Source organism: Nocardia arthritidis NBRC 100137 (assembly GCF_001612765.1).
GTDB lineage: Bacteria > Actinomycetota > Actinomycetes > Mycobacteriales > Mycobacteriaceae > Nocardia > Nocardia arthritidis.
Genome location: NZ_BDBB01000043.1, coordinates 17,984 through 44,116 on the forward strand (window position 1 = coordinate 17,984; position 26,133 = coordinate 44,116).

At 67.5% G+C, this 26,133-nt stretch carries 25 protein-coding genes; 16 read left to right on the plus strand and 9 right to left on the minus strand.

Annotation, left to right across the window (positions count from 1 at the left end):
* Nucleotides 1-11: 11 nt before the first annotated feature.
* The gene (locus NA8_RS25875) at nucleotides 12-560 is read left to right on the plus strand and encodes a TetR/AcrR family transcriptional regulator (protein WP_040867073.1); all 549 of its coding nucleotides are present in this window, start codon (nucleotides 12-14) and stop codon (nucleotides 558-560) included.
* Nucleotides 561-570: 10 nt separating this feature from the next.
* On the opposite strand, the gene NA8_RS25880 is transcribed toward NA8_RS25875, so the two are convergent.
* Nucleotides 571-2,427 carry a Na+/H+ antiporter gene (locus tag NA8_RS25880; RefSeq protein WP_063052960.1) on the minus strand — a complete coding sequence of 619 codons (1,857 nt, stop codon included), beginning with the start codon at nucleotides 2,425-2,427 and terminating at the stop codon, nucleotides 571-573.
* A 127-nt stretch (nucleotides 2,428-2,554) separates the two neighbouring features.
* On the opposite strand from NA8_RS25880, the gene NA8_RS25885 reads away from it, so the two are divergent.
* On the plus strand, nucleotides 2,555-3,457 hold the full coding sequence (locus NA8_RS25885; protein ID WP_063053001.1) for an alpha/beta fold hydrolase: 903 nt from the start codon (nucleotides 2,555-2,557) through the stop codon (nucleotides 3,455-3,457).
* Between the two features lie 153 nt (nucleotides 3,458-3,610).
* Nucleotides 3,611-4,582, plus strand: coding sequence for an enoyl-CoA hydratase/isomerase family protein (locus NA8_RS25890; RefSeq protein ID WP_063052961.1), 972 nt, complete (start codon nucleotides 3,611-3,613; stop codon nucleotides 4,580-4,582).
* A gap of 143 nt (nucleotides 4,583-4,725) precedes the next feature.
* Here NA8_RS25890 and NA8_RS25895 read toward each other — a convergent pair whose 3' ends face one another.
* The gene (locus tag NA8_RS25895; protein ID WP_063052962.1) at nucleotides 4,726-5,871 is read right to left on the minus strand and encodes a zinc-dependent alcohol dehydrogenase; all 1,146 of its coding nucleotides are present in this window, start codon (nucleotides 5,869-5,871) and stop codon (nucleotides 4,726-4,728) included.
* Complete coding sequence (locus tag NA8_RS25900; RefSeq protein ID WP_063052963.1) at nucleotides 5,864-6,295, minus strand: tautomerase family protein; 432 nt, start codon at nucleotides 6,293-6,295, stop codon at nucleotides 5,864-5,866. Before NA8_RS25900 ends, NA8_RS25895 begins: the two co-directional genes overlap by 8 nt.
* Before the next feature lie 94 nt (nucleotides 6,296-6,389).
* On the opposite strand from NA8_RS25900, the gene NA8_RS25905 reads away from it, so the two are divergent.
* Nucleotides 6,390-6,983, plus strand: a complete 594-nt coding sequence (locus NA8_RS25905) for a TetR/AcrR family transcriptional regulator (RefSeq protein WP_063052964.1) — start codon at nucleotides 6,390-6,392, stop codon at nucleotides 6,981-6,983.
* A 61-nt stretch (nucleotides 6,984-7,044) separates the two neighbouring features.
* Here NA8_RS25905 and NA8_RS25910 read toward each other — a convergent pair whose 3' ends face one another.
* The 3 genes from NA8_RS25910 to NA8_RS25920 form a co-directional block, all read right to left on the minus strand.
* Nucleotides 7,045-9,258 (minus strand): molybdopterin oxidoreductase family protein, encoded by a 2,214-nt coding sequence (locus NA8_RS25910; RefSeq protein WP_063052965.1) that lies wholly within the window; start codon nucleotides 9,256-9,258, stop codon nucleotides 7,045-7,047.
* A gap of 396 nt (nucleotides 9,259-9,654) precedes the next feature.
* On the minus strand, nucleotides 9,655-10,296 hold the full coding sequence (gene yczE / locus NA8_RS25915; protein ID WP_063053002.1) for a membrane protein YczE: 642 nt from the start codon (nucleotides 10,294-10,296) through the stop codon (nucleotides 9,655-9,657).
* A 507-nt stretch (nucleotides 10,297-10,803) separates the two neighbouring features.
* Nucleotides 10,804-11,838 carry a hypothetical protein gene (locus NA8_RS25920; protein ID WP_063052966.1) on the minus strand — a complete coding sequence of 345 codons (1,035 nt, stop codon included), beginning with the start codon at nucleotides 11,836-11,838 and terminating at the stop codon, nucleotides 10,804-10,806.
* A gap of 356 nt (nucleotides 11,839-12,194) precedes the next feature.
* Between NA8_RS25920 and NA8_RS25925 the strand changes: the two genes are divergently transcribed.
* The 4 genes from NA8_RS25925 (at nucleotide 12,195) to NA8_RS25940 (ending at nucleotide 16,456) form a co-directional block, all read left to right on the plus strand.
* Nucleotides 12,195-12,746, plus strand: a complete 552-nt coding sequence (locus NA8_RS25925) for a P-loop nucleotide/nucleoside kinase family protein (RefSeq protein WP_157106921.1) — start codon at nucleotides 12,195-12,197, stop codon at nucleotides 12,744-12,746.
* 378 nt (nucleotides 12,747-13,124) lie between these two features.
* A complete protein-coding gene (locus NA8_RS25930) occupies nucleotides 13,125-13,841 on the plus strand; it encodes a metal-dependent hydrolase (RefSeq protein WP_063052968.1) in 717 nt (238 codons plus the stop codon).
* A gap of 319 nt (nucleotides 13,842-14,160) precedes the next feature.
* A complete protein-coding gene (locus NA8_RS25935) occupies nucleotides 14,161-15,159 on the plus strand; it encodes an SMP-30/gluconolactonase/LRE family protein (RefSeq protein ID WP_245664009.1) in 999 nt (332 codons plus the stop codon).
* Between the two features lie 46 nt (nucleotides 15,160-15,205).
* Complete coding sequence (locus NA8_RS25940; protein ID WP_063052970.1) at nucleotides 15,206-16,456, plus strand: esterase/lipase family protein; 1,251 nt, start codon at nucleotides 15,206-15,208, stop codon at nucleotides 16,454-16,456.
* 46 nt (nucleotides 16,457-16,502) lie between these two features.
* On the opposite strand, the gene NA8_RS25945 is transcribed toward NA8_RS25940, so the two are convergent.
* Nucleotides 16,503-17,594: a hypothetical protein gene (locus tag NA8_RS25945; protein ID WP_157106922.1), complete on the minus strand. Its 1,092-nt coding sequence runs from the start codon at nucleotides 17,592-17,594 to the stop codon at nucleotides 16,503-16,505.
* A gap of 101 nt (nucleotides 17,595-17,695) precedes the next feature.
* Here NA8_RS25945 and NA8_RS25950 point away from each other — a divergent pair, with 101 nt between their 5' ends.
* From NA8_RS25950 to NA8_RS25965, 4 genes are all read left to right on the plus strand, one after another.
* Nucleotides 17,696-18,493: a HugZ family pyridoxamine 5'-phosphate oxidase gene (locus NA8_RS25950; protein WP_063052971.1), complete on the plus strand. Its 798-nt coding sequence runs from the start codon at nucleotides 17,696-17,698 to the stop codon at nucleotides 18,491-18,493.
* 82 nt (nucleotides 18,494-18,575) lie between these two features.
* Entirely contained in the window at nucleotides 18,576-19,895 is a 1,320-nt protein-coding gene (locus tag NA8_RS25955) for a family 1 glycosylhydrolase (protein ID WP_063052972.1), read from the plus strand.
* Between the two features lie 117 nt (nucleotides 19,896-20,012).
* Nucleotides 20,013-20,840 carry a proteasome subunit beta gene (gene prcB / locus NA8_RS25960; RefSeq protein ID WP_063052973.1) on the plus strand — a complete coding sequence of 276 codons (828 nt, stop codon included), beginning with the start codon at nucleotides 20,013-20,015 and terminating at the stop codon, nucleotides 20,838-20,840.
* Nucleotides 20,841-21,521: 681 nt separating this feature from the next.
* Entirely contained in the window at nucleotides 21,522-22,292 is a 771-nt protein-coding gene (locus NA8_RS25965) for a hypothetical protein (protein ID WP_157106923.1), read from the plus strand.
* A gap of 210 nt (nucleotides 22,293-22,502) precedes the next feature.
* Here the strand turns inward: NA8_RS25965 and NA8_RS25970 are convergent, their stop codons facing one another.
* Nucleotides 22,503-22,682 carry a hypothetical protein gene (locus NA8_RS25970; protein WP_063052975.1) on the minus strand — a complete coding sequence of 60 codons (180 nt, stop codon included), beginning with the start codon at nucleotides 22,680-22,682 and terminating at the stop codon, nucleotides 22,503-22,505.
* A 181-nt stretch (nucleotides 22,683-22,863) separates the two neighbouring features.
* On the opposite strand from NA8_RS25970, the gene NA8_RS25975 reads away from it, so the two are divergent.
* Complete coding sequence (locus NA8_RS25975) at nucleotides 22,864-23,127, plus strand: hypothetical protein (protein WP_063052976.1); 264 nt, start codon at nucleotides 22,864-22,866, stop codon at nucleotides 23,125-23,127.
* Nucleotides 23,128-23,143: 16 nt separating this feature from the next.
* Here the strand turns inward: NA8_RS25975 and NA8_RS25980 are convergent, their stop codons facing one another.
* Nucleotides 23,144-23,782, minus strand: coding sequence for a TetR family transcriptional regulator (locus NA8_RS25980; protein WP_063052977.1), 639 nt, complete (start codon nucleotides 23,780-23,782; stop codon nucleotides 23,144-23,146).
* A gap of 76 nt (nucleotides 23,783-23,858) precedes the next feature.
* Here NA8_RS25980 and NA8_RS25985 point away from each other — a divergent pair, with 76 nt between their 5' ends.
* The 3 genes from NA8_RS25985 (at nucleotide 23,859) to NA8_RS25995 (ending at nucleotide 26,132) form a co-directional block, all read left to right on the plus strand.
* Nucleotides 23,859-24,608: an SDR family NAD(P)-dependent oxidoreductase gene (locus NA8_RS25985; protein WP_169810565.1), complete on the plus strand. Its 750-nt coding sequence runs from the start codon at nucleotides 23,859-23,861 to the stop codon at nucleotides 24,606-24,608.
* A complete protein-coding gene (locus NA8_RS25990; RefSeq protein ID WP_063052979.1) occupies nucleotides 24,605-25,108 on the plus strand; it encodes a VOC family protein in 504 nt (167 codons plus the stop codon). Before NA8_RS25985 ends, NA8_RS25990 begins: the two co-directional genes overlap by 4 nt.
* A 148-nt stretch (nucleotides 25,109-25,256) precedes the next feature.
* On the plus strand, nucleotides 25,257-26,132 hold the full coding sequence (locus tag NA8_RS25995) for a TIGR03619 family F420-dependent LLM class oxidoreductase (protein WP_063052980.1): 876 nt from the start codon (nucleotides 25,257-25,259) through the stop codon (nucleotides 26,130-26,132).
* The last annotated feature ends 1 nt before the right edge of the window (nucleotide 26,133 follow it).

The following is a 26,133-nucleotide window of genomic DNA, read 5'->3' on the forward strand; positions in this document are numbered from 1 at the left end:
ACGGCGCACTTATGTCACGAGTGGTCACCAAGGAGCAGTACTTCGACACCGGGTTGGAAGTGCTCGCCGAACTCGGCTTCAAGGGTCTCAACATCGGTGTGCTGTGCAGGCAACTCGGCGTCACCAGCGGGTCGTTCTACCACCACTTCGGCAGCTGGCAGGGATTCGTCGACGCCCTGCTCGAGCACTGGGAGAACCGCCAAGTGCGCATCCTGGGCACCATGCCGTTCAACAAGGGCAACCCCGACGACGACATCCGCGCGATGTCCGACCTCGCCGCCGGCCTGCACCATGCCGCCGAAGCCGCCATCCGCGCCTGGGCGGCCAACGACGAATCGGTCAACCTCGCCCTCAAACGCGTCGACGAATCCCGCAGGCGCACCGTTCACAAAGCGGTCAAAGGCATCGTCCGCGACGACGACACCGCCGCCGTGGTCACCTCACTGGGCATGGCGATGCTCGTCGGCTACCAGCAGATCGCCGCGGGCGGGGAGAATCTGTCGCTGGACCAACTACTGGCCGAATACGCGCGCCTGATCTACAGCCACGCCCAGCGCTGACCCCGCCCGGCTAGCCCAGCAGTTCATCGACATAACACCAACGCCACGCCTCGCCCGGCTCCACACTGCGCATCACCGGATGACCACTGGCCCCGTGATGCTTGGTCGCGTGATTGCCCGGCGAGGAGTCGCAGCAGGCCACGTGCCCGCACGACAGGCACATCCGCAAATGCACCCACGCCAGCCCCTCCGCGACGCACTCGGCGCATTCGTCCGGCCCGGCGTGCGCACGCACCAGCGGCGCGTCCCGCAGATGCGCGCACACCTCCTCACCCACCGGCGCGGCCAACGGTTCCGCGCGCTCCTCCTCGGCCTCATCGAAGCGATCGATGATCGACTCCTCCAGATCCAACTGCGCCAGCACATGCTGCAGGATCTGGTAGTCGACCGTGCCCGAATCCCGCACCCGCAGCACCGATTCGCGTTCGGCACGCAACATCGCCAACCGCAGCCGTCGGTACTCCGCAGTGGGCGTCACCAGTTCCGATTCCGCCCGCCCCAGCCGCTCCCACGCCGCATTCGCCTTCCACGACACGCGATCACGCAACGTTTGCACCACCCCGGTCGGCGTATCCGCAGTGATCTGCTCTTCGAGCGCGGCCAAACCGGCCGTTGTCGCCTGCTGCAACACATTCGCCTTCTGCAACGCGTCCTCGGCGCGACTGGGCGCACGCAACCGCAGCCACCGCACCAGCCACGGCAGCGACGTCCCCTGCACCAGCAACGTCCCCGCCACCACCACCAGCGCCAGCAGCTTCAGCACGGCCAACAGCGGCGTGTCCTCCGACAGCAGCAACACCGCCGCCAGCGTCACCACACCGCGCATCCCCGCCCACGACACCACGACCAGTTGACCGGCCGGCACCGCCGCACCGTTGCCGAGACTGTGCGACACCAGCGAGGAACCGAACACCCAGATCGGCCGCGCCAGCATCGTCACCGCCACCACCGCCAGCGCCGACAGCACCAACGTGGCGTGATCGAGATCGCTGTGCCAAGCACCCTCCACGATCCCGCGCACCTGCAACCCGATCAACACGAACACCGCACTCTCCAGAATGAACTGGATCGTCCGCCAATTGATGCGCTCGGCGATCCGCGACGCGGCACTCTGCCAAGCCGGCGCGTTGTGCCCGAGGATCATGCCGCACACCACCACCGCGATCACCCCGGAGGCATGGATGCTCTCGGCAGGCAGATACGCCGCGAACGGCGCCAGGAACGACAGCGTCGTGTCCATCACCGGATCGGTGATACGCCGCCGCAGCATCGCCAGCAGATACGCCACGACCACCCCCACCGCCGCGCCGCCACCGGCCGCCAGCAGGAAATCCGCCCCCGCCTCCCACACCGACACCGTGCCCGCCGTCGCCGCCAGCGCGGTCCGCAACGCCACCAGCGCGGTCGCGTCGTTGAACAACGACTCGTCCTCCAGAATCGTCACGATCCGCCGCGGCATCCCGATCCGGCGCGCCACCGCCGTCGCCGCCACCGCGTCCGGCGGAGCCACCACCGCACCCAACGCGACCGCCACCGCGAACGGCACCGGCAACAGCCACCACACCACCACCGCCACCGCGAACGTGGTGAACAACACCAACCCCACCGACAACAACGCGATCGTGCGCACATTCGCCCGGAAATCCACCAGCGACGTGCGGATCGCGGCGGTATACAGCAAAGGAGGCAGGAAACCGAGCAGAATGATCTCCGGCTCCAGGTGGATCTCCGGCACGAACGGCAGATACGACGCCGCCACACCGCCCACCGTCAGTACCAACGGTTCGGAGACCCCGAACCGGCGCGCCAGCGCCGCCAACGCGGCCGCCGACGCGACGAGAACAACCAAGCCGATCGCGACATGCACGGTGGAATTCTCGCAGAGCGCACGATCGGCAAACCGCCCGCGCGGTAGATGACACGTGCGCGGTCGGCCGAACTACTGTGCCCGGGCGCACCCACGCGCCATGCTTGTCGACGACAAGGAGGTAGACATGGAGGAGTTCGCGTCCTGGCGGGCGAACGGACGACGCCACACTCATCGCGGCCACCAGATCTTCTGGCGCGACGGAGGCTCAGGCGCCGACGGGACGCTGGTATGCATACACGGATTTCCCACCGCGTCCTGGGACTGGCACCGCATCTGGCCCGGTCTGTGTGAACGTTTCGCCCGCGTCATCGCCCCCGACATGATCGGTTTCGGCTGGTCGGCCAAACCTCGCCACTACGACTACCGCATCACCGACCAAGCCGACCTGCACGAGAACCTGCTGCGCGAACAAGGCATCAGCCGATTCCACATCCTCGCCCACGACTACGGCGACACCGTCGCCCAAGAACTCCTGGCACGCGACGCCGAACGCCGCGCGGCAGGCGACGAATCGCTGGCGATCGAATCGGTGCTCCTGCTCAACGGCGGCTTGTTCCCCGAGGCCCACCGCGCCCGTCCGGTGCAGCGACTGCTGGCAGGACCCCTCGGCCCGCTCGTCGGCGTCCTGGGTACCGAGCGCACCTTCCACCGCAGCCTGGCCACCGTCTTCGGGCCCGACACCAAACCCACCGACATCGAACTGCACCAATTCTGGCTGCTGTGGTGCAGCAAACACGGAAAACGCAACGGCCACAAGCTCATCCGCTACATGGCCGAACGCCGCAAACAGCGGCGGCGCTGGGTGGGCGCACTGCAGCAGTCCCAGGTCCCGATCCGGCTCGTCGACGGCGTCACCGACCCCGTCTCCGGCGGCCACATGGCGCACCGCTACCGCGAACTCATCACCGACCCCGACGTGGTGGAACTGCCCCGAATCGGCCACTACCCACAACTGGAAGCACCGGAACAGACCCTCGCGGCCCTGCTGGAATTCCACGCCGAGCGAGTACACAAGCCCACCGCCTGACTCCCTCCGGCGAACCGTGTTCCGGACCGGCTGCCAGGCCGGTCCGGAACACTATCGTGTAGACGACCGTCGAGGGATGGGGCCGCCACAACCGAAACAGGTTCGCGTGCAAACACTCTCGCGTTCCCCACCCGAGCACCGAAGGAGCCGCCGATGCCCGCCGCCGACCTGCACCTGGACACCATCGAACTCGACCGCACCGGGCGAGTACTCACCGCACGCGTCGTCGCGCCCCCGCTCAACTTCGTCACCCCCGCCGTCGTCCGCGACCTCGACACCCTCACCGCCGCGGTAGACACCGACGACACCATCGGCGCGGTAGTGCTCACCGGGGGACTACCCGGCCGCTTCCTCACCCACGCCGACCCCGCCGCCCTCGGCGGCATGATCGACCGGCCACATCCCTTCGTCCCCGCCCGCGCCGCGGCACCGTTCCTGCGCGCCGCCTCGGTCGCGCTGCGCGTACCCGGCGCAACCGGCCTGATCGAACGCCACGGCGGCGGCCTCGGCGCGGGCCTGGTCTGGGGCCACCGCTGGAAGCGCACCACCTTGCGGATGAACCGCTCCCGCGTCGCCTACCTCGCCGCCATCAACGGACCCGCACTAGGCGGCGGCCACGAAATCGCGCTGGCCTGCGACCTGCGCTACGCCGCCGACGCCGAGCACGTGCGCCTCGGCCAGATCGAGACACTGGCCAACCTCATCCCCGGCGGCGGCGCCACCCAACGCCTCACCCGCCTGCTCGGCGCCGCCAAAGCCATCGAGATCACCCTCGAAGGCACACCCTTCACCGCCCGGGAAGCGCTGCGCCTCGGACTGATTCACCGTCTGCTCCCCGCCGAGGACCTGCTCGCCGAAAGCCACGCCACCGCCGCACGGCTGGCCGCCCGCAACCCGATCGCCATCGCCGAACTCAAACGCGCCGTCTACTTCGGCTCCGACAAATCCCTCTCCCGCGGCCTGGACGCCGAACAAGCCGGATTCATCTCCGTCGGCACCACCGCCGCAGCCGCCCGCACCACCAAAGCCTTCTTCGAAGACCTCGACCGCCTCGCCGACACCCCCTTCCTCGCCGACCCGCAACCATGGTTGGACGGCACCCGCGTCGACCAGGTGAGCAAATGACCAGCCGCGCGGCCGCCACCCACACCCACGAGCCGCACCCGGACCACCCCCGGCATAGGGGGTGGCTGACCACGACGCGGTGAACCCAGACGGCAGGTTCCCAGGCCCGCTCCCGCCGTATCGCAACGGCGACCGCCACCTCCTTACCGTTCGGCGGCGACGGCGTGCATTGGCTCGCGGTGCAGGACCAGCTTGGTGGTGCGGGCCCGGTAGGCCTCGGGCGCGTCCTCCCAGTCCGCGGTAAGGGTCGTGACCAGTTCGGCGGGGAAGTGGTGCCGGGCAACGAACTCCAGCAGTTCCGGCAGGATCGGCCGGACATTCGAGACGCCGATCTCCAGGGTGGCGTCATTGGCGTACATATGCATCAAGGGGACCTTCGTGCCGACGGGCAGGTAATAGCCCACCGGACGGCAGAACCCGCCCGGCGCCAGCGAGCGCAGCGCGGCATCGACACCGGCGGCCGATGACGTGCCTTCCACAGCGATGTCGTAGTCGCGGCGGGGGATATCAGCGAGCCGGAGTCGGCCCTTCGACGCTGTGCAATGCACTCTGGCACCGAGCTTTTCGGCGATCTCGAGCCGCTCGGTCCGGTGATCGACGTAGTCGACTACCTGCGCACCGTGCCGGACCGCCAGCCCGGCCGCGTACAGTCCGATACTCTGCGCCGCGCCGCCCAGAACGAGGACCTTGCCGTCCGGTCGCACCCGCAGGGCGGGCACCACGCAGCGCCAGGCGTCAGAGAGGTTGTCGCTGGCCGCGGCGACCCTCAGGGGGTCGACACCGGCGGGGATCGGCACGAGCATGTGATCGGCGAAGGGGATGCGCAGCAGGTCCGCGACCATGCCACCCCAGGGGCCGCTGGCCGGGCCGAACCCGAACGCGGCCAGGGTCGAGGTGCGTGTGGTGGAGCATTTCGCGGTGAGGCCCAGGCGGCACTCGTGACAGTCTCCGCACGAGACCGCCCAGGGGACCACGACCACGTCACCGCGGCGCAGGGTGGTGATGTCCGCACCCACCTCGATCACCTCGGCGACGCATTCGTGGCCGATACCGAACGGACCCCGGAACGGAACCGGCCCGCAGATGCTGCCCACGACCGGATCGATCAACCCCGCCCGCATACCGAGCTGCATCGCGCGAGACACACGCCGATGGATCGGCAGGGTGTCACCATCGCATCGACCCGCCACGAAGGGACGCACGATCGCATCGCGCGCATCGGTCAGCACGGGTGTGGGGCGGTCCCGCCATTGCAGGTGCCCCGTGCGAACGAGTTGCAGCTCACGCATTCTCGCGCTGCCCCTGCGCCAGTGCGGCCAGCTCCTGGAATTTCACGATATTCGCGGCAGCGCCCCACGTGCCCTCCGGCTGTTCGCGGATCAGCACCCACACCCGCAGCGCGTCACCCGCGGTGAGCCCGGCGGCCGCGAGTATCTGCTCGGTGACCTCCTCGACGAGCCCGGCCTTGCGCCGTTGCGAAAGCCCGCCCTCGGGAACGGTCACATCCACACGGAACCGCGGCAGGTCGTCCTCCAATGCGGCGAAGCACCCGTCGGCCACCTCCTCGACTCGGCACCACGCTTGCGCACGGAAGAACGCGGTATCGGGCGCGCCTTCCCATTTCAGCAGGGTTTTCGGCAGCGACTTCATCAGCTCGCCGCGCGCCTGGGCGGTCAGGACTCCGGTGGGCAGGGTCAAGTGGATCATCGGCATCGGCGTACTCCCTCGTGTCGGTCCGCTGTCTATAACGGTCGTTATAATCTGGGGACGCTACTATATGACAGCTGTCATAGACAAGGAGGTAGGGATGCCGGAATCCCCGGACTCACGCCAAAAGCTCGTGGCCGGAGCGGCCGATATGATCCGGCGACGCGGCCTCAACGCCACCAGCGTGCGCGAATTGGCCAAGCACGCCCACGCACCGCTGGGATCGACCTACCACTACTTCCCGGGCGGCAAGACCCAAATCGCCACCGAAGCGGTCACCTTCGCCGGCGACCTCACCGCGGCACTGCTCGCGCGCGAGCTCGAGAACGGACCCGTCCAGGGATTACGCGTCTTCCTACGGATGTGGCGAAAGCTAGTGGTGGACTCCGACTTCCGAGCCGGATGTCCGGTGCTGGCGGTCTCGATCGAAGACCTCCCCGAAACCGAAGGGGCGCCGCACGAAGCAGCTGCCGCCGCCTTCGGCCGATGGACCGACCTGCTGACATCGTCGCTGCGCGAACACGGCGCCGACCCCGCTGATGCCGAACTCACCGCCACGCTGATCGTCACCGCCGTCGAGGGAAGCGTGGCGGTGTGCCGTGCCGAGCGCAGCACGCGAGCGCTGGACCACATCAGCCAAAAGCTCGAACTGATGGTCCAGGACGCGATCGCGCGGACGCACGGCCAGAACTGATCGACCAGCGTTCGATAACTCCATCAACCGCAGCCGGTGCACAGTGGCACGATCCGCACCCTCAAGCGGTCGGCGCGGGCTCACGCTCACTCACACCGACCTGCTCCCCGGAATCGACCGACGCCCGCGTCACCGCCACCCAGGTGTTGTTCACCGCCGCCGTCCCCGAAAACGTGTCCGTCAACGCCGGGTCGTGCAGCAGGTTCACATTCGCCCCCGGCAACGACGCCGCCACCGTCCACCCGACACCCGGCTCCTGATGCCCCCACCCATGCGGAATCGCCACCGTCCCGACCCGGATGTCATCGCTCACCTCCACCGGCACCACGATCGACCCGGTCCGCGAACGCACCGTCACCGGCTCACCGTCCCGCAACCCCCGCGCCGCGGCGTCCTCCGGATGCATCAGCGCCGTGCAGCGATCCCGCCCTTTCACCATCGAAGGCACATTGTGCAACCACGAATTGTTGCTGCGCAGATGACGCCGACCGATCAACTTCAAGTCGTAGCCGTCGACCGGCGCGGTCACCGCCTTTCCGCGCTGCGCGTCCGTCAGGACCTCACGCGCGGCCGCCACGAAATCCTCCGGCGCCACCTGCACCTTCCGATCCTTCGTGCCGAGCAACGACCGCAACCTCGGCCGCAACGGCCCCAAATCGATGCCGCCCGCCGCCGCACGCGCCTTACCCACGGTCAATCCCTTCCGACCCCGCCGCAACACCCCGTACGGACCCGCCGCAACCCCGAGCGCAGCGATCCGCACCGGGCTCACCCGATCGAACAACCCGTTCAACAGCCGCGCGGTGAACCGACGCGCGGGCAGCGGCACCACCTCGGTCACCAGCCGCGCCATGATCTGCCAATCCTCCAGCCCATCGGCGGGCGGCTCGAACACCCGCGCGTCGAAACGCAAGTTGTTGCGCACACTGAACACCGGGAACAAGATGTTGACGTCCTCCCGCTCCAACGGTGAGATGGGCGGCAAGATGATGTCCGCGTGTCGCGTCGTCTCCGTGATGTACATGTCCACGGCCACATAGAAATCCAGCGAATCCAGCGCCGCCCCCAGCCGGCCGCGCTGCGGCGTCGACAACACCGGATTCCCCGCATACGTGATCATCGCGCGGATCCGGCCCGGCCCGTCGGTCAGCATCTCCTCCGCCAGCGCCGCCACCGGCAACTCCGAACGAAACGACTTGTAGGTCCCGGAACTATCCGTCCACGCCCCGTACCCCACCGGCAGATACTTCGCATACCGCGGCGCATCGATCGGCGGCGTCGCGAACATCTGACCGCCCGCCCGATCCAGATTGCCCGTCACCGCGTTGATCGTGTTCACCAACCAATGCGTCAACGTACCGGTCACCTGCTGACACACCCCGATTCGCGCGTACAGCACCGCCGAGGACGCCGCCGCATGCTCCCTGGCGAGCCCGCGAATCGTCTCCGCGTCCACCCCCGCGTACACCGCCATCTGCTCCGGAGACGCCTCGGCCACCAGCGCACGCAACCGCTCCCAGCCGGTGCTCGACGCGCGAATCGCCTTCTCGTCGCACAGATCCTCGGCGACCAGCACATGCAACATCGCCAGCAGCAGATACACATCCCCGCCCGGCGCCACCGCGACGTGCTGATCGGCCAGCCGCGCCGTCTCGGTCCGCCGCGGGTCGATCACCACGACCTTCCCGCCACGCCGCCGCACATCCCGGATCCGCTGCTTCGCATTCGGCATGGTGGTCACCGACCCGTTCGACACCGCCGGGTTCGCGCCCAGAATCACCAGCCGATCGGTGCGATCGATGTCGGCCACTGGCATCAGCACATTCGAGCCGAACATTCGCCACGCGACGAACTCCTGCGGGAACTGATCGATCGACGAGGCCGAGAAGAAGTTCCGCGTCATCAGGACCGACCGCAGCAGCACCGCGTACAACACCGACGAACTATGGGCCGCCGGATTACCGAGATACATGCCGACCGCGCTGTTCCCGTGCTCGCGACGCACCCGCCGCAACCGCCGCCCGATCTCGCGGAACGCCTCGTCCCATCCGATCGGCTCGAACGACGAACCCACCCGCCGCACCGGCGTACGCAACCGATCCGGGTCATGGTGCAAACCGCCCATCGCCGTCGCCTTCGGGCAGATGTACCCCTTCGACAGCACGTCCTGCGGATTGCCCTCGATCCGCGTCACCTGGTCATCGGAGACCGTGACGAGAATTCCGCAGTGCGCCTCACACAACGTGCACTGCCGGGCAATGGTGGTAGCACTCATGTTCCACAGGCTAACCGGGGACACCACGTTCCGTACAGGGCTGTACGTAAGATTGACGAGCGCGCACGCGCCCGACACGCCCACCCGCCGCGCGCAATCCGGCGCTGCGCTCACGCTTCCGGGCGCACGCCCTACTTTCCCCGCCGCACAGACCATTTCGGACGTCCACAGGCCTCATGATCACGCTGTCCGATCGGCCGATGACCTCTCGGCTCCGAGCTGAACGATCCACGCGGGCGAGCATCCGACCCAATTCGCGCCGCCGCGACTCGGCTCCAGGACACCCGCCGACGACGCGACACTGCTAGGCATGGACGGGCCCTTCCCTCAGCATTAATCGTCACTGTGACGATTAATGCTGAGTTTCGAGAGGGAATCAAGAGGGGAGAAGACGAGCTACGCCGTCGGCACCTCAGCGACCCCACGGGTGACAGGCGCCGGCTTCGCCGCCGCGAATCCCGGCAGGAATCGGTTCACCACGGGAATCATCAGGTGAATCAGTGGGCCGATCCCGAAGGCGTACACCAGCGTTCCGATGCCGACGCTGCCGCCGAGAACGAACCCCGTCGTCAACACGGCCACCTCGATCGCCGTGCGCACCATCCACACCGATCGCCCGGTTCGCCGAACCAGTCCAGTCATCAGTCCATCGCGCGGGCCCGGCCCCATGCCCGCGCCGATGTACAACACACTCGCCACCGCGTTGAGCACCACGGCGGCCCCCATGGCGGCGACCCGCACCGCGAGCAGATCCCACGACGGCAGCCACGCGAGCCCGGCATCGACCGACACGGCGATCACCACGACATTGCTCACCGTGCCCAAGCCGGGCATCTGCCGCAGCGGAATCCAGGCCAGCAGCACCGCGACACCGGTAACCGCCGTGACGGCACCGAAACTGATCGGCACATGCCGCGCCACGCCTTGATGGAACACATCCCACGGATCCAGTCCGAGCTCCGCCCTGACCATGACGGCCATCGAGAACCCGTACAACCACAATCCGACATACAACGCGATCAACCGACGAACCAGCACCGACTCAGCCTGCCCGCAACTGGACACCACAACCAGAGCCAATCACCGATCACTGGACCTCGCAACAACAGCCACCGAAGTCATCCGTAGGTTTTTCTCCGAGCACCCCAATTCGTCACTGTGACGTTTATCCTCAGACGGAAATCTAGACCAGGGGAGCTCACTCTAGGGAAAACCCAAGATTCACCAACTAAGCCGAGAATCACCGGAAAATTTCCACTAAGCGGACAAACGCGCCAAGAGGGTTAGACGGCCCGCGACGCACACCGACCACCCGAGAGCCCAGACCCAACCCGACAAGGGCCGCCCGCGCATCAAACGCGTACCGAGCCAGCGACATACTGCGACAAGCCGCCCCACGACCTGCGCCGAATTTCCGCCGATAATCAACATTATGTCAACTAGAGTGTTGCCCGGTGCCTCCGGACTCCTCCGAATTCAACCTCGGATTCCGGGCTCGGCACCGGACCCAACCCCGAACATGGTCCGGTGCCGAGGTTTTCGGACTCAGGCCAAGATCTCCGCCAGTTCCGCGTGCAGATCGAACAAGGCGGGAATCTGATCCGCCGGTCGGCGTCCCATACCACACTCGGTGGCGATGCCGAACGCGGCGACCGTCGAACGGGCGGCTTCGATGCGCCCCAGCGCGCCCGCACGGCCGTCGGTGGCGTGCACCAGGCCCAGGTACAGGTCCGTTTCCGGCGCGAGGACGAGGTCGGCGAGGGGCTTGAAATAGGCGGCGTCGGTACGCGAGCGTGGGACCGGCAGGTGGAGCCAGTTGACCGGCCGGTCCAGCCCGGCCAGGATCCGGCCGGCGACCGCCGCGAGCCGGCTGGTGTCGGTGGGCTCCGCGAAATGACGGTGACCGAAATCGCCGTAGCAGAGGTGGTAGCCGAGTTCGACCGCTTCGGGCACCGCGGCCCCCAGCCGGACGAGCCGCTGCCCCACTTCGTCGAGCTGCGTCGGGTAGTCCGACCCGAACCAAGAAGGAAAGATCCCCTCGAAGATGGCGAATTCGACCGCCGCATCCCATTGCACCGCGAGGTCTTCAGCCGGGATCGCGGCGACGATAGCGGCGAGTTCTTCCAGCAGACGCGCCTCGTATCTGCGTTCCAACTCCCCCTGCGGCCCCGCGACGAACGCACCGATCACCGCGATAGGCGTCGGCAAGCTCACCTGGAACCGGATGCCCGTCGGAATGGTCCCCTCCTCGCGCAGCTGCCGGAACACTTGCCAGGATTCCAGGGCCGCCTCCGCGTAACCCAACGGACCGAAGTCGATCGACGCCGCGTTCACGCCGGGCTTGGGCTGCACCCGTTCGCTCGGCCCGTACTCCGGGCTGGGCGGCGGAACCGTTTCCAGGTCGGGATGCGCCTGCATCTTCGGCAGCTGCCACACCACCCAGTTGTCCCGGATCCCGGTCTCACCATCCGGGATGCGTTTCAAGTGCGGCCCGATCCGCCGCGCCGCTTCAGAGAAGACCGTCCGCGCGTCCGTCAACGGGACACTGCCGCACAGATGAACTCCGCGACCCTCACCCACCGCAACCTCCTACACATGGCTTGCCGCTGATCGAGCCGACCTGCTCGAACCAGATATTTGCCACACACCATCCCCGAGACTCGGAGCCGGAGCGGGCAATCGCTCAGGTCGTACTACGCGATGCAGCGTAGGCGCGCACCGACGGCCCAGATCCCCAACAATGGGAAACAACCAGCGATCGGTTCACTGGCCCGATACCGGTAAGGCAACCCCGCTGTCCCCCGGGCCCAACGAATCGTTCAGGGTCTTGCCGAACATGCTGTCGGGCAACAAAAATCACGACATGACGGTCGAACCTCCGGCGGTCACCGCTGTACGCCATTCGCCGACCCCGGCATTCCGGGCCGCTCAGGAGGTTGTGTCCCATCTGCGAACTACTCGTCATGGTCAACGGCCTGCCCGGCTCCGGGAAGTCGACATTGGCCGCGCCGCTGGCACGGGAACTCGGCGCGCACTTGATCTCCAAAGACCCCATCAAGGAGGCGCTGGGCTCCGGGCTCGACGACACCACTGTGCTGCCGAACATCGGCGCGATCGCGATGGAGGCAGGGTGGGCGCTCGCCGCCGCACTACCCGGCGTCGTCCTGGTGGACTCCTGGTGGTTCAAGCCGCGCGACGCGCGCTATGCCGCCGCCGGGATCGCGACTACCGGCGCCACACGCGCCGTTGAGGTCTGGTGCGCGGTGCCACCCGAGGTTGCCCGTGCGCGATTTCGTGGCCGCACGCGCGCCGATCTCTACCAGGATGACGCGCATTTGGCCCAGGATTGGGACCGATGGGCGCGATTGGCCGAACCCCTCGCACTCGCTCCGGTCGTCACCGTCGACACCACCGCTCCGATCGACTGTCCGGAACTCGCCTGCCGGGTGATGGCCGCGGCGACAGTCGCCATCGGCGACGTCCTCTAACGACATAATCTGCTGTAGTCCGGACTGCCCTGAGACTCTCCGGCTCGTGGTTATCCTTGGCTCTATGCCGTTTTGGATGGGTTGATGATTTTCGGGTGTGTGCGCTGATGGGTGTTATGTGACGCATATATAGATACGCATAGGAGCGTACCGGAATATTTATTGGCTCGGCAGTATGCGGAACCTTGATGAAACAGTCAGCGACCGATCAGCTTCGGCGGCGGCTTGCCACATCTTCGCACCTGAGATTCATGCGCGCCGACCCGCACCAGCACTCCCCTATTCCATTACGGACGAGGAAGGCCCCCGAACCAGCCTGCTCCCCCGCGCAACAACGGCATTCGCGAACCCAGAGCAAGCTGAACTAACGTTCGAATGATGCTTGGACATTCACATGCGACCAGTGGCGCGTTGGCCTGGTCGGCGGCAGCGGCGACGTTGCCGGTAACGATCTTGACGTTTCCGACGCTCCAGGATGCGACGGGACATCTCGGCACCGTCGATCTGCTGCTGGGGGTCTTCCTCACCGCCGGGGCGGCATTGCTGCCCGATGCGGACCATCCCCAGGGCACGATCTCGCACGCCCTCGGTCCGATCACGCACACTGCGTGCAAGCTGATCTCCTGGGTCTCGGGCGGCCATCGCGGCGCCACCCACTCCTTGGCATTCGTCGCGGCCGTCGCGTATGGCACGTGGGCCGGCGAGCACTGGCTCGGACGCTGGTTCACCCTGAGCCTGGTCTTCTTCCTTCTGGCCCTGGCCGTGCGCGCGCTGCATCTGTGCCCCTCCGGCAACAACTTCAAGGCGTGGGGTCCGATCGTGGCGCTCGCCTCCGCGGGCACCTTCGCGATGGAGCATTGGATCGCCGACAAGCCAGTCTGGCTGCCGTTCGCGGTGGGACTGGGCGCGCTGGCTCACCTGATCGGCGACTGCCTCACCGATCGTGGCTGCCGCCTGTTCTGGCCCTTCGGCCTCCGCGTCAGCCTCCCCATCATCGATCGCACCGGGAACAAGGTCGAAACGTTCATCGTGGCCCCATTGTTCACGCTCGGCACACTGGCCATCCTCTGGTACACCATCACGCACCAGCCCTGATACCTCCGCGCTGCTGTCCAGGCACTCCCTGTCCCGGCTCCGGCGAGGTAGCCGCGACGAACGCTCGACAGCAGCGCGGCCCCGGGCGAACCAGATCACTTCGTGTTGCCCGCAGCCGATCCTGTTTCGTCGACCCTCTCTCCCTCCTTGCTGTTTTGGGATGTTCCCGAGGTTGGTCGTCGGGTGAATGATGTAATATATAGTTTGATGCGCATATCTACGTAAGGAGATATTTTTTGCGGACCGACCAGTCCTCCCTGGTTCCCGCCCGGCCTCGTTTCTCCCAGGAACAACGCACTCCCCCGGCTACCCTGATGCCATGCTCGCCTCGACCATGCAGCCGCAGCGGTGGACGCCGGCCCCCTCCCCTGCTCGGGCACGGCAAAGCCGCAGTACGCCTCCCCTTCCGGGCGTACGGCGTCTCGAATTGCCCGGCGCCGGGCCGGAGGATGTGGCGCTCTCCCCCGGCGGCAGGATCATCGCGGGGGTAGCCGACGGTGCGATTCTCAGCATCAATCCGGCGACCGGTGACGTACGAGAACTCGCGAACACCGGCGGCCGCCCGCTCGGTCTGCATGCCGACACCGATGGACGTCTGCTGATCTGCGATTTCGAGCGTGGACTGTTGGAGCTGGACACTTCGGGCGTGCTGACTGTACTGGTGGACGAGATCGACGGGGAGCCACTCCGATTCGCCAGCAATGTCGTGCGCGATGCCGACGGCACGATCTACTTCTCCGCATCGTCGCGCCGGTACTCACTCGACGAGTACATGGGTGACATCCTGGAGCACTCCGGTACCGGTCGCTTGTTCCGCCGAGATCCCGCGGGCAAGGTGGAAACGCTCATTCACGATCTGCAGTTCGCCAACGGCGTCGTCCTCGCGCCAGATCGTTCCAGTGTCGTCGTCGCGGAGACCGGCGGCTACCGGCTCACGCGCTATTGGCTCACCGGCCCGAAGGCGGGCACGCAGGAACGGATGATCGAGAATCTGCCGGGATTCCCCGACAATCTGGGACTCGGCAGCGACGGCCTGATCTGGATCACCCTTCCTTCTCCGCGAAATCCGTTGCTGGACCACCTCCTTCCACTGCCGGGGATTCTGCGGCGCATCGTGTGGATGCTGCCGGAGTGGGTGCAGCCGAAGCCGGCGCGAACGGTGTGGGTGATGGCGGTCGATTTCGAAGGTGAAGTCGTGCACGACCTCCAGATGGAGGGCACTGATTATTCGATGGTGACCGGTGTGGTCGAGCAAGACGGCGTGCTGTATTTGGGCAGCCTCCGTGAGCGGGCGGTGGCCGTGTCGCGCGTGCCGTAGGACTCCTCCGCCCCAACTTTTCAGTGCACATTTGTACACTCATGCCATGACGGAGAAGGCGCGCCAACGGCAAGCGGAGGTCAGGGCGCTGGCCCGGCTCGCTGGGGACGAACTCGGCGGAGCGGTCGACGGGATCGCGGCCGTGCACCGCGCGATCGCACACCGAGCCTTCGCCGCCGTGCGCTGGGGCGTTGGCCCGGCGGCGGCTCCGGTCGAGCGGATGCACGATGTGATCGCCGAGAGTGTCTATCGTGTGGTCAGCGGATCGGCGGTGGCGGCGGGCATGGTCGCGGAACGGACCGCGGATCTGCCGGGGGCCGCGCCGTCCCGCACGGTGTACGGGTCGGGTTTGGTCGCTGCGGTACAGGGACTCATCGGTGACGAGCTCGAGCGGACGCGACCGATTCTGGCCGGCCCGATGACCTTCCGGATCGACGGCGCTCCCGTGCCCGCCGAGCGGGTCGGTGCGCGTGTGCGGCGGCCGGGTGCGCATGTCGTGGTTTTCCTGCACGGGTTGGTGGAGACCGAGCACGCGTGGCGGCTGGGCGGCGGGCCGACCTATGCCGAGCGACTGGAGTCCGATACGGGCTGTACGGCGCTACAGGTCCGGTACAACAGCGGTCTGCATATCTCGGAGAATGCGGCACAGTTGAGCGAGCTGATGCAATGCCTGGTCGAGCGGTGGCCGGTGCCGGTGGAGCGGGTTTCGCTGGTGGGTCATTCGATGGGCGGACTGGTGGCCCGGAGCGCGTGTTTCGTGGCGAGCGAAGCCGGGTTGCCGTGGGTGCGGCTGGTGCGGCGAGTGGTGTGTCTGGGTTCACCCCATATGGGCGCGCCGCTGGAGCAGTTGGTGCACTACGCGTCGGCGGCACTGGTGCGGTTGCCGGAGACCCGTCCGTTCGGGCGTCTGTTGCGTCGTCGCAGCGCCGGCATTCGGGATCTTCGGAATGGCTCGTTGGTGGAAGAGGATTGGCGGGATCTGGATGCCGACGCGCTGCGTCGCCGGGTGATCCGGGAGGTGCCGTTACTGATGAGTGCGGAGCACTATTTCGTCACGGCTACCGTCACGCGCAGTCCGCGGCATCCGCTGGGCCGCGTGATCGGTGACGGGCTGGTTCTCACCCCGAGCGGTGGCGGCCGTAGCCGGACGCGTCGCATCGGCTTCGACGTGGACAAGGGTATGCATCTCGCGTCGGCGCATCACTTCACGTTGCTCAATCATGGTGCGGTCTACCGCGCGCTGCGCACCTGGTTGGCCTCGGAAGCAGTGCAGGTTCCCGGCGAAGCCTCCTGTTGAGCGATCCTCGGGCGGGACAGGGCGCGGCCGTGTCCCGCCCGGGCGTTCAGAGGAGGTCTTCGGGGTCGGCGTCGGCTTCGAGGCGCACGTCTTCGGCGAAGTGGGATTCAGGGTCGGCGTGGTCGGTGTTGGCGGCGTAGAGCAGCAGGCAGCCGCGGATGCCGTCGAGGAGGTCTTCCAGGAGGTCGAGGGCGGGGCGGGCGGGGTCGAGGCGGCTGATGCGGAAGCCGGTGAGCATCGCCTCGCGGGTGTCGGCGTCGACACCGAAGCGGTGGGCTTGGGTTTCGATTTCGGCGACGCGGGCGACGAGGCTCCACGGGGCCGGGACGCGGCCTTCGTGCACGGCCATCGCTTCGGCGATCAGTTCGAGGACGACTTCGGTGGGGGTGTCGCCCGCGGCGAGTCGTTCGAGCACGAGGGTGGGGGTCTCGACTTGGAGTGCTTCGATGTCGTCGGCTTCGGCGACGACATCGGTGGTGGGTACGCTCGCGGCCTCTCCGGCGACTTCGGCGGCGGCGTAGAGCCAGTGCGCCGCGGCGACGGAGGCGGAGGCGGGGTCGAGTTCGGTGAACAGTTCGATGCTGCCGAGCGGGTCGGCGCGCAGGAGTGCGTCGGCGGCGTGGACCTGGGCCGGGGAGACGTCGGGGCGGGACAGTTCGACGGCTTGGCGGGCGCGGCCGGAGAGGTCGCCGCGTTCGGCGGATTCGATGGCTTCTTGTTCGGTGCGTACTTCGGCGGCGATGGTGTCGAGCAGGGCGTCGTCGTCGATCTCGTGCAGGGTGCGTCCGATGCGGTGGGCGGATTCGACGACGCCGCTGTAGGAGACGAGCAGTCCTTCGTCGGTGGGCAGGTGGGGGCTGCGCAGTCCGGTTTCGACTTCTTTGAAGTTCCGGCGTTCTTCGGCGCGGCGCCATGCTTCGCTGTTGGGGACGTCGGGGTCGCCAGCGGCGCTGGCCGGGTGGGTGTAGGTGCGCCATTGGAACCGCGAGAGGGTGGTGAGGTTCGACGCCAGATCGGTTGCCTGGTCCCTGGTCACCTGCGGGGGCAGGGTGGCCACCGTCTGGGCGAGGTCGCCTCGTCCGGTCGCCCAGGTGGCGACGAGGGCGGCGCGGTCGGCATCGAATGCGTATCTGGTCACTGGGCAAGTCTGGTCGATCGGCGGCGGATGCGCTCGGTCAATTGCTTCGCTCGTGTGAGGTTGTGCGGCGTTTCGCCTGGACGCGCTGGAAGGATGGGGGCATGACTGTCGATCATGGTGATCCCGGCGACGGGCCTTCGGTACCGCCGCCGCTGGCGCCGGTGTCGCATCCGGCTCGCCCCTCGGCTGCGGAGGAGGCGAGAACCGTTGCGGCGTCGGTGAATACCGCGACGCTGGCGAGTCTGGCGGAGGATGGTTCGCCGTGGGCGTCGTTGGTGACGTATGGGTTGTCGGCGGGGCAGCCGGTGTTGTGTGTGTCGCGGCTGGCCGAGCACGGGCGCAATCTGGCTGCGGACGGGCGGACGAGCTTGGCGGTGGTGGCGCCGGATCCGCCCGCGGACCCGTTGGCGGGGGCGCGGATCACGCTGTCGGGTGTGGTCGAGCGGCCGGCGGGCGAGGAGGCGGTCGCGGCGCGGGCGGCGTATCTGGCGGCGGTGGCGGCGGGGCGGATGTACATCGATTACAGCGATTTCTCGTTGTGGGTGTTGCGGGTGCGGCGGGTGCGCTGGGTCGGCGGGTATGGGCGGATGGATTCGGTGAGTGCCGAGGAGTATGCGGCGGCGGAACCGGATCCGGTGATTCCGGTGGCGGCTCGGGCGGTGGCGCATCTCAACGATGATCACGCCGAGGCGTTGCTGGCGATGGCGCGGCGGTTGGGTGGGTACCCGGATGCCACCGAGGCGAGTTGTGAGCGTGCCGACCGATACGGCTTGGATTTGCGGGTGGTGACGCCGCGGGGTGTGGCTCGCACCCGGGTCGGCTATGTGGAGCGGATCAACGCGGTCGAGGAGTTGCGGGCGGCGACGGTGGAGTTGGCGCGGCGGTCGCGGATGGCGTGAGCGCGGATCGTGACGGTTGCGCGACCGGCGACACGCGATTTCCTGCCCGGGCAGTCAGCAATCTTACAGTTACGCTACGGCGATGCGTACACGCACTCACCGGCGCGGGTTCGTCGCGCTGTCGGCTGCCGCGGCGGTACTGATGGCTTCGGGTGTTTCCGCTGCTGCGCCGAGTCCGGGGCTGCCCGCGTTCGATGCGGAGTTCCTGTGGGGTGTGGCGTCGTCGGGGTTTCAATCCGAAGGTCATGCGCCGGACAGCAACTGGTCGCGTTTCATCGCGTCGGGTGGAACGGCGGATCCGTATCGGGACTCGGTGGACTTCGCGCGGCGCTATATCTCCGACATCGATCTGGCGGCGCGTCTGGGCGTGCGGGTCTACCGGGTGGGTATCGAGTGGGCGCGGTTGCAACCGGCGCCGCATGCCTGGGACGAGGCGGCGTTCGGGTTCTACGACAATGTGATCGCCCGGATTCTGGCGGCGGGGATGCGGCCGATGCTGACCTTGGATCACTGGGTGTATCCGGGGTGGGCGTTGGACCGGGGCGGGTGGCGTAACCCGGGCATGGTCGAGGATTGGCTGGCGAACATGCGCAAGGTGGTGGGCCGGTATGCCTCGCGCGATCCGCTGTGGGTGACGTTCAACGAGCCGGCCGCGTATGTCGGCACGGAGTTGCGGACGGGTGGCATCGGTGTCGACGAGGCGCCGGTGATGCTGGATCGGATCGCGCTGGCGCACAACGAGATCTACGACGTCATCCACGGTTATCGGCCGGATGCGCAGGTGACCAGCAATCTGGGCTATGTGGCCGGTGCGGAGACGGAGGTGAATCAGCCGATCGTTGATCGGATCTCGGCGAAGCTGGATTTCATCGGTGTGGATTACTACTTCGCTCCGCTGCCGCAGACGGGTGAGTCGGAGCAGGGCGGCGCGGAGGGAGGTCCTGCGATGTGGGAGCTGCCGGTGCATCCGGAGGGTATCTACTACGCGTTGCGGCATTACGCGCGCCAGTTTCCCGGGCGTCCGCTGTATGTGGTGGAGAACGGTCTTCCGACGGAGAACGGGCAGGTTCGTCCGGATGGGTACAGCCGCGCCGATCATCTGCGGGACACGGTGTATTGGTTGCAGCGGGCGAAGGCCGATGGGATGGCTGTCATCGGTTACAACTATTGGAGTCTGACGGACAACTACGAGTGGGGTTCGTACGCGCCGCGGTTCGGGCTCTACACGGTCGATGTGCTGACCGATCCGAAGTTGTCGCGCCGCCCGACCGACGCGGTCGATGCGTATGTCCGGCTGATCCGCGCGGGTGGTGTGGGGTCGGATTATCAGCCGACGCGAGCTCCGCTCCCCTGTGTCCTGATCGATGGGCCGGACACCTGCGCCGGGGACGACCCGGCTTAGGGGCCGCGGGCAGGCGGATGCCGGTTGTGGCCGAGCGGTGGTGGTGTTCCGGTAACGTCGGCGGGAGAGCACGTGTCGCGTTCGCGGGTGGGCAGCTTCCGCCCGGAAAGGTGATTCATGACCACCGATAGTCACCTGCCGCTCGGCTTGCAGTACCCGGCGGCATCCTTCTCGGAGTTTCTGCGCCGGTACGCGCCGCGGTTGTTGCCCGACGTGGGTTTCGAGACGAGCGGCGGCGGGGACGGCGCCGCGGCGCACGGGACGACGATCGTCGCGATCAGTTATCGCGGTGGTGTGCTGGTGGCCGGTGACCGCCGGGGCACGATGGGGCATCTGGTGGCGACGCGGGATATGCGGAAGGTCTTCGTCACCGACACCTATTCGGCCGCCGGTTTCGCGGGCACGGTGGGGATGGCGTTGGAGATGATCCGATTGTTCGCGGTGGAGCTCGAGCATTACGAGAAGATCGAAGGGGCTCCGCTGACGTTCGACGGCAAGGCCACGAAGTTGTCGGCGATGGTGCGCGCGAATCTGCCCGCGGCGTTGCAGGACATGGCGGTCATTCCGGTGCTGGTCGGCTATGACGTGGACGCTGCCGAGCCGCAGCGGGCGGGGCGGATCGTGTCGTACGACGCGGTGGGAGGCCGGCAGGAGGAGCGTTTCGGTTACACCGCGGTCGGTTCGGGGTCGGTGTTCGCGAGGTCGTCGCTGAAGAAGACCTATCACCGCGATATCGATGAGCGGGCGGCGTTGCGTCTTGCGGTGGAGGCGCTGTTCGACGCGGCCGATGACGATACCGCGACGGGTGGCCCGGATCTGCTGCGCGATCTCTATCCCACCGCGGTGCTGGTCGATGCCGAGGGCGCGGTCGAGGTTTCGGCCGAGCGCCTGACGGAGATCACCCGTGGGGTCGCCGACGCGCGTGCGGCGGCGCAACGGCGCTGAGCGGCGGCAGGTCGTTCGCAGTCCGGGCGGTTGCGGCCCCATGATGACCGGGGTGGAGCCGGATCCCGCAAGCGCCCGTGCGCGAGTTGGGCGTGATCCGGCTCGGAGGTTTCGACCCGCTGCGGGTGGGTCCGGATCGAAATACGGTCCTGCACCGGGTTTTCCATTTTCGGACGTTTCCACCGGATGTGGTGCAGGTTTGTGACCGACGTCGCAGTGCGCACTTGTTAGGCCTGTCACAGCAATTCGGTTGCGCCGGGCAAGGAATTGTCGCGGTGAAACCGCGAAGGCCGAGTTCAACGTTGTGCGCGAAATGTTACTCACCGGTTGGGTCACTCCGGGGTCGGACGCGCCGGGAGCTGCGATGATGCGTGGGACATCGATCACGCTTGCCTGGTGTCGCCGCCGTGCTTACGGTGAATTCCGTCGATGGCCGATGACGCCCGATCGAATTTCATCTCATTGATGTGCCGCGGTTTTCCCCACTTCAGGCAATTCCACTGTTATTGCCTCGAGCGGCAGCGGAATTCATGCGGCACCGGCGAAACTGGAGCAATGGTCCAACCAACCCCCTGGCAGGCAACCGAAGCGCGACACCGCCGGAGCCGCGGCTCCGGACGCCCGGCACGAAGCGCGACGCCACCACGGGGAGTGGATTGGGGCTTCCTGTTCGCCGCGGCCATGAGTTCGGTCACGTTCGCCCTGCTGTTCCAGCCGTGGCTGTCGGCGTCGGGTTCGGGTGGCGAGGTGCGTTCCGACGCATTCGGCCGGGTCACCGGTGTCACCAACGGTTTCGATGAGTGGTCGATCTCGAAGTTCCGTGAGATGAACATCAGCGGCGCCTGGGGTCTGCTGGCCGCCGCCGCGGCGGTCGTCACGGTGTTCGCCGCGGTCGCGCAGGTGCGGTCGCGCTCCCGTGCGCTCGCTGCTCTGGTGATGGGTTCCAGCGTGGCCGTGACGGTTCTGGTGCTCATCTGCTTGCTGTACCTGGATGCCAAAGGGCCGGAGTTGCGGACGCTGATCGATCCGGGTGAAGGTTTCGGTTCGGGGTGGCTGCGCCGGATCTTCGACGAGGATGGCACGGCCGTTTCTGCCGGTGAGCAGCGGATGGCCGGCGCCGGGCTGACCCCCGTGGCGTTGCTCGCCGGAGTGCTGAGTTCCGCCGCCGCGGTGGCCGCCGTCGCGCAGGGCACCCGCCGCTACGGCCTCAGCACGATGCGGGCGTTGTCCTGGCTGGTGACGCCGCTGCCGACCGAGACAACGCCACCTCCGGCCGCCGCAGAGGCACCCCGTCCGGCTGCGCAGCCGACGCCGGATGCCGCCGAGCGGGTGCTGTGGGACGAGTTGGTCTTCGATGACGACCTCATCGCCAACATCACCTGGGTGCGGAATACGAATACACCTGAGAGCGAAACCTCGGCTCACCGTTCGGCGCCGGTCCTCACCCGGTAGGGGTCGGCGGCTCGTCCGTCCCGGGGATGCGCTCGCGTCCGGGCGACCGCGACGCGCGTGATCTGAGGAGGTGACCGCGTTCCAGGCCGCGCGGCCGTTGCTGATGTGGTCGAGGGTGCCGAAGAGCCTGGCGAGATTGACCGGCGCGCACCGGCGCGGTAACGGTTTGCGATCAGCGAGATGTTTTCCGCGCGAGCGGGATCCGGAGTCTCATGCCTGCTCCCGCCGGTCGCCGCGGTCACCGGCTGTGGGTGGTTGCGCGCGCGGCACCCGGACCACGCCGGTGTCGAGATCGATGTCGAACCGCGGCGTGTAGGCCTGTCCGTCGCTGTCCTCGCTGCCCTCGTGGGTCAGCTTCTTACCTGGGAACAGCTCCCCGATGACGCCCATACGACCACGATACGCGGGAGCTGGATGGCGAGTCGCCACGCGATAGCCAAGAGACGGTTCAGTTTCGGCACCTGCGGGGCTGCGGCCCGGTTAGCATCAGTTCGCTCCTGCCGGCCGAGGACCGCGGCACGGGGAGCGCTGGGCGACCGACACCGTAATCGAACGACAGATCGGCCACCGCATGGAACAAGACGCCGACCTCGCCCAGGCCCGGGTCTTCTTGGAGTTGCTCACCCGGCGAGCCCAGACACTGGCGCGGGATATCGAATTCTCCTACCGCGGCGATCCCGCCGCACGCCACGAGTTGCACAGCGAGTTGTGTGCCGTGCGCCGCTTCATCGACCGGCTGCACCGCAGATTCCCGGAAACAGTGCCGCCGCAAGCCGATCGGCAGCCGGCCACTGTCCCGGCGAACCGCCTCGGGGCCCGGCGGAGCCTGGGTTGAGGCAGCCGCGCCGGTGTCAGCGGCGCGGCGCGGCGGCTATGTGGTCGTGGACGGGCACGGTGAGCATGGCGACGATCATGTCCACGATTTCCGCGGCGTCCCCCGGGTGGGCGGTGCGGACCCCCGATTCCAAGGTGCGCTCGTAGTCGGCGATCAACGCGAACATGACGGTGGCCATCGTCTCCAGGCGCTGTCTGCGCAGGCGCCGCGGCAGCCCGGTCAGCGCGGCGTCCAGGCGGGTGGTGATGATGCGGACGGCGGCACGGTCGGCGCCTGCGAGGCGGTGGGCGTCCGCCACTACGGGGTGGGTGCGCACCACTTCCAGGAATCGGCCGAGATGGGTCACCCGGTCGTGGCCGAGCAGTTCTAGGATCGGGGTGGCGAGCATGGCGACGAGGGCGTTCACGTCGTTGGCGCGGCCGTCGGCTTCGTGGGCGGCCAGCAACTGCATGCGGCGCTGCTCGAGCCAGTTCATCCGTCGTTCGACGATGGCTTCGATCAGCCCGGTGCGCGATTCGAAGTAGTAGTGCACCGCGGAGTTGTTGCGCTGACCGGCGGCGGCGGCGATGTCGCGCAACGGCACGTCGACGCCGCGTTCGGCGATGAGGCGTTCCCCGGCGTCGAGCAAGGCGGCGCGCGATTCGTCGCTCGGCATACCCGCACTGTACTAAACACTAGTCTTGACGATGTTAAACACAGATGCTTAATTGAACGGCGTGGATAATGTGGCGGTGGTCACCGGTGCCGCGTCCGGCCTCGGCGCCGCGCTGTGCCGCCTGCTGGCCGCGCGGGGCGTCGCGGTCGTGGCCGCCGACACCGATGCCGCCGGACTGGTCGGGCTGGCTGCCGATACCGCGATCCACACGCAGGTCGTCGACGTCTCCGACGACGACCAGGCGGGCAGGCTCGTCCACGGCGCCGTAGCCGAGCTGGGACGCATCGACTTTCTGTTCAACAACGCCGGCATCCGCCTCGGCGGCGCGGCCGAGCACATGCCGTTGCCGTTGTGGCAGCGGCTCGTGGATGTGAATCTGTGGGGCGTGGTGCACGGCACGCGCCACGCCTACCCCCTGATGCGCGCGCAGGGCACCGGCCACATCGTCAACGTGACGTCGCTCGCGGGACTGACACCGGTGGCACCGTCGGCCGCGTATGCGATGACCGAGCACGCGGTGGTCGGACTCAGCACCGCGCTGCGGGTGGAAGCGGCCGCGTCGGGCGTCCGGGTGAGCGTGGCCGTCCCCGGCGGGGTCGCGGCCGACCTCATCGATTCCGGGATCGACCTGCCCGGCTATTCCTACCGTGAACCGGCACGCCGGATGCCGGTCGGGATGATCAGTACCGAACAGGCCGCGCGGCACATTCTGCGTGGTATGCGAAGGAACAAGCCGTACATCGTGTTCCCGCATTACAACAAGGCGGTGGTGGCTGCCCACCGATGGTGTCCGAGCCTGATGAGCCGCCTCGGGGGCCGGGGATGATCACCGGCGGCCCGATCTTTCAACTGTGCTGGGTGGTGGCCGATCTGGCCGCGGCCACTCGGGCGTTCACCACTCGGTACGGAGTCGGCGACTGGTTCACCATCCCGGAGGTCCATTTCGGGCCCCATTCCGCCGAACTGCGCGGGGCACCCGCCGAGTACACGATCGGCGTGGCGCTCGGTTACGCGGGCGGGCAGCAGCTGGAGCTGATCGAGCCGCGTGGCGGGGTGAGCCTGTATTCCGAGCACTTGGCACGTTTCGGTCCCGGGCTGCATCACGCCGCCTGGGTGCCCGACGACTACGACGCCGCGCTCGCCGAGGCCGCCGAGGCCGGCATCGAGATCGCCGCGTGGGGCAGGTTCGAGGGCATCGGGATGGAGTTCGCCTACCTCGAAGGTGGGCCGATCGGCTCGTACATCGAACTGCTGCGGCTCTCGCGGGAGATGAGGGCGATGTTCGACCACCTGATTCCGGAAGGCTTCACCAACCCATGGCAGTAAGCGGTGATCCACCGGACGGCCTCGACACCATCGAGGCGGTCCGGTGCCGCTTGCGGCAGTTCCTCTCACGTCTCGACGCCGGCTCATTCCCCGGGCACCGGCGCCGGGACCCGCGCGGCGCGCTGGACGCGCCAGGAAGGCGAGCACTATGCGCTTCACCTACGCCGAGACGATGACCGATCCGTCGTATTACCTCGCTCTCGCCAAAGCCGCCGAGGAGGCGGGCTACACCTCCATGGCGGTCGCCGACAGCGTGGCGTATCCGAAGGAGTCCGACGCGAAATACCCCTACACCCCCGACGGCAGCCGGGAATTCCTGGAGGACAAACCGTTCGTCGAGGCGTTCGTGCTCAGCGCGGCGATGGCGGCGGTCACCACCACGCTGCGTTTCACGCCGTTCGTGCTGAAGCTGCCGATCCGGCCGCCCGTGCTGGTGGCCAAGCAGGCCGCTTCGGTCGCCGCGCTGAGCGGCAACCGGTTCGGGCTCGGCGTCGGCATCAGCCCCTGGCCGGACGATTTCGAGATCATGGGGGTGCCGTTCGACAAGCGCGGCGCGCGGATGGACGAGTGCATCGACATCGTGCGCGGACTCTCGGCGGGCGGCTACTTCGAATACCACGGGCAGTTCTACGACATTCCGCCGATCAAGATCAGCCCGGTGCCGACCGAACCGGTGCCGATCCTCGTCGGCGGGCACAGCAAGCCGGCGTTGCGCCGGGCCGCGCAGCGCGGCGACGGGTGGATGCACGCCGGTGGCGACGGGGCCGAACTGGACCGGCTGCTGGCCGAATTGGATGCCCTGCGCGTGGAGTACGGCACCCGCAAGGATTTCGAGGTGCATGTGATCTCGCTGGACGGTTTCACCGTCGACGGCATCAAACGCCTCGAGGACAAAGGGGTCACCGACGTGATCGTCGGCTTCCGGCTTCCCTACACCACCGAGCAGGACACCGAGCCACTGGAGACGAAGATCGCCAACCTGTCGCGCTTCGCGGAGAAGGTCATCGCGCGGGTGGGCGGGTAGA

Excerpts from the sequence above, each read along its gene's own strand:
- NA8_RS25905 (WP_063052964.1), top strand. The coding sequence starts at position 6,390 with ATGCCGGAATCCCCGGACTCACGCCAAAAGCTCGTGGCCGGAGCGGCC.
- NA8_RS25965 (WP_157106923.1), top strand. The coding sequence starts at position 21,522 with ATGAGTTCGGTCACGTTCGCCCTGCTGTTCCAGCCGTGGCTGTCGGCG.
- NA8_RS25935 (WP_245664009.1), top strand. The coding sequence starts at position 14,161 with ATGCTCGCCTCGACCATGCAGCCGCAGCGGTGGACGCCGGCCCCCTCC.
- NA8_RS25910 (WP_063052965.1), bottom strand. The coding sequence starts at position 9,258 with ATGAGTGCTACCACCATTGCCCGGCAGTGCACGTTGTGTGAGGCGCAC.
- NA8_RS25975 (WP_063052976.1), top strand. The coding sequence starts at position 22,864 with ATGGAACAAGACGCCGACCTCGCCCAGGCCCGGGTCTTCTTGGAGTTG.
- NA8_RS25970 (WP_063052975.1), bottom strand. The coding sequence starts at position 22,682 with ATGGGCGTCATCGGGGAGCTGTTCCCAGGTAAGAAGCTGACCCACGAG.
- NA8_RS25980 (WP_063052977.1), bottom strand. The coding sequence starts at position 23,782 with ATGCCGAGCGACGAATCGCGCGCCGCCTTGCTCGACGCCGGGGAACGC.
- NA8_RS25955 (WP_063052972.1), top strand. The coding sequence starts at position 18,576 with ATGCGTACACGCACTCACCGGCGCGGGTTCGTCGCGCTGTCGGCTGCC.
- NA8_RS25895 (WP_063052962.1), bottom strand. The coding sequence starts at position 5,871 with ATGCGTGAGCTGCAACTCGTTCGCACGGGGCACCTGCAATGGCGGGAC.
- NA8_RS25940 (WP_063052970.1), top strand. The coding sequence starts at position 15,206 with ATGACGGAGAAGGCGCGCCAACGGCAAGCGGAGGTCAGGGCGCTGGCC.
- NA8_RS25900 (WP_063052963.1), bottom strand. The coding sequence starts at position 6,295 with ATGCCGATGATCCACTTGACCCTGCCCACCGGAGTCCTGACCGCCCAG.
- NA8_RS25930 (WP_063052968.1), top strand. The coding sequence starts at position 13,125 with ATGCTTGGACATTCACATGCGACCAGTGGCGCGTTGGCCTGGTCGGCG.
- NA8_RS25875 (WP_040867073.1), top strand. The coding sequence starts at position 12 with ATGTCACGAGTGGTCACCAAGGAGCAGTACTTCGACACCGGGTTGGAA.
- prcB (WP_063052973.1), top strand. The coding sequence starts at position 20,013 with ATGACCACCGATAGTCACCTGCCGCTCGGCTTGCAGTACCCGGCGGCA.
- NA8_RS25950 (WP_063052971.1), top strand. The coding sequence starts at position 17,696 with ATGACTGTCGATCATGGTGATCCCGGCGACGGGCCTTCGGTACCGCCG.
- NA8_RS25995 (WP_063052980.1), top strand. The coding sequence starts at position 25,257 with ATGCGCTTCACCTACGCCGAGACGATGACCGATCCGTCGTATTACCTC.
- NA8_RS25890 (WP_063052961.1), top strand. The coding sequence starts at position 3,611 with ATGCCCGCCGCCGACCTGCACCTGGACACCATCGAACTCGACCGCACC.
- NA8_RS25885 (WP_063053001.1), top strand. The coding sequence starts at position 2,555 with ATGGAGGAGTTCGCGTCCTGGCGGGCGAACGGACGACGCCACACTCAT.
- NA8_RS25990 (WP_063052979.1), top strand. The coding sequence starts at position 24,605 with ATGATCACCGGCGGCCCGATCTTTCAACTGTGCTGGGTGGTGGCCGAT.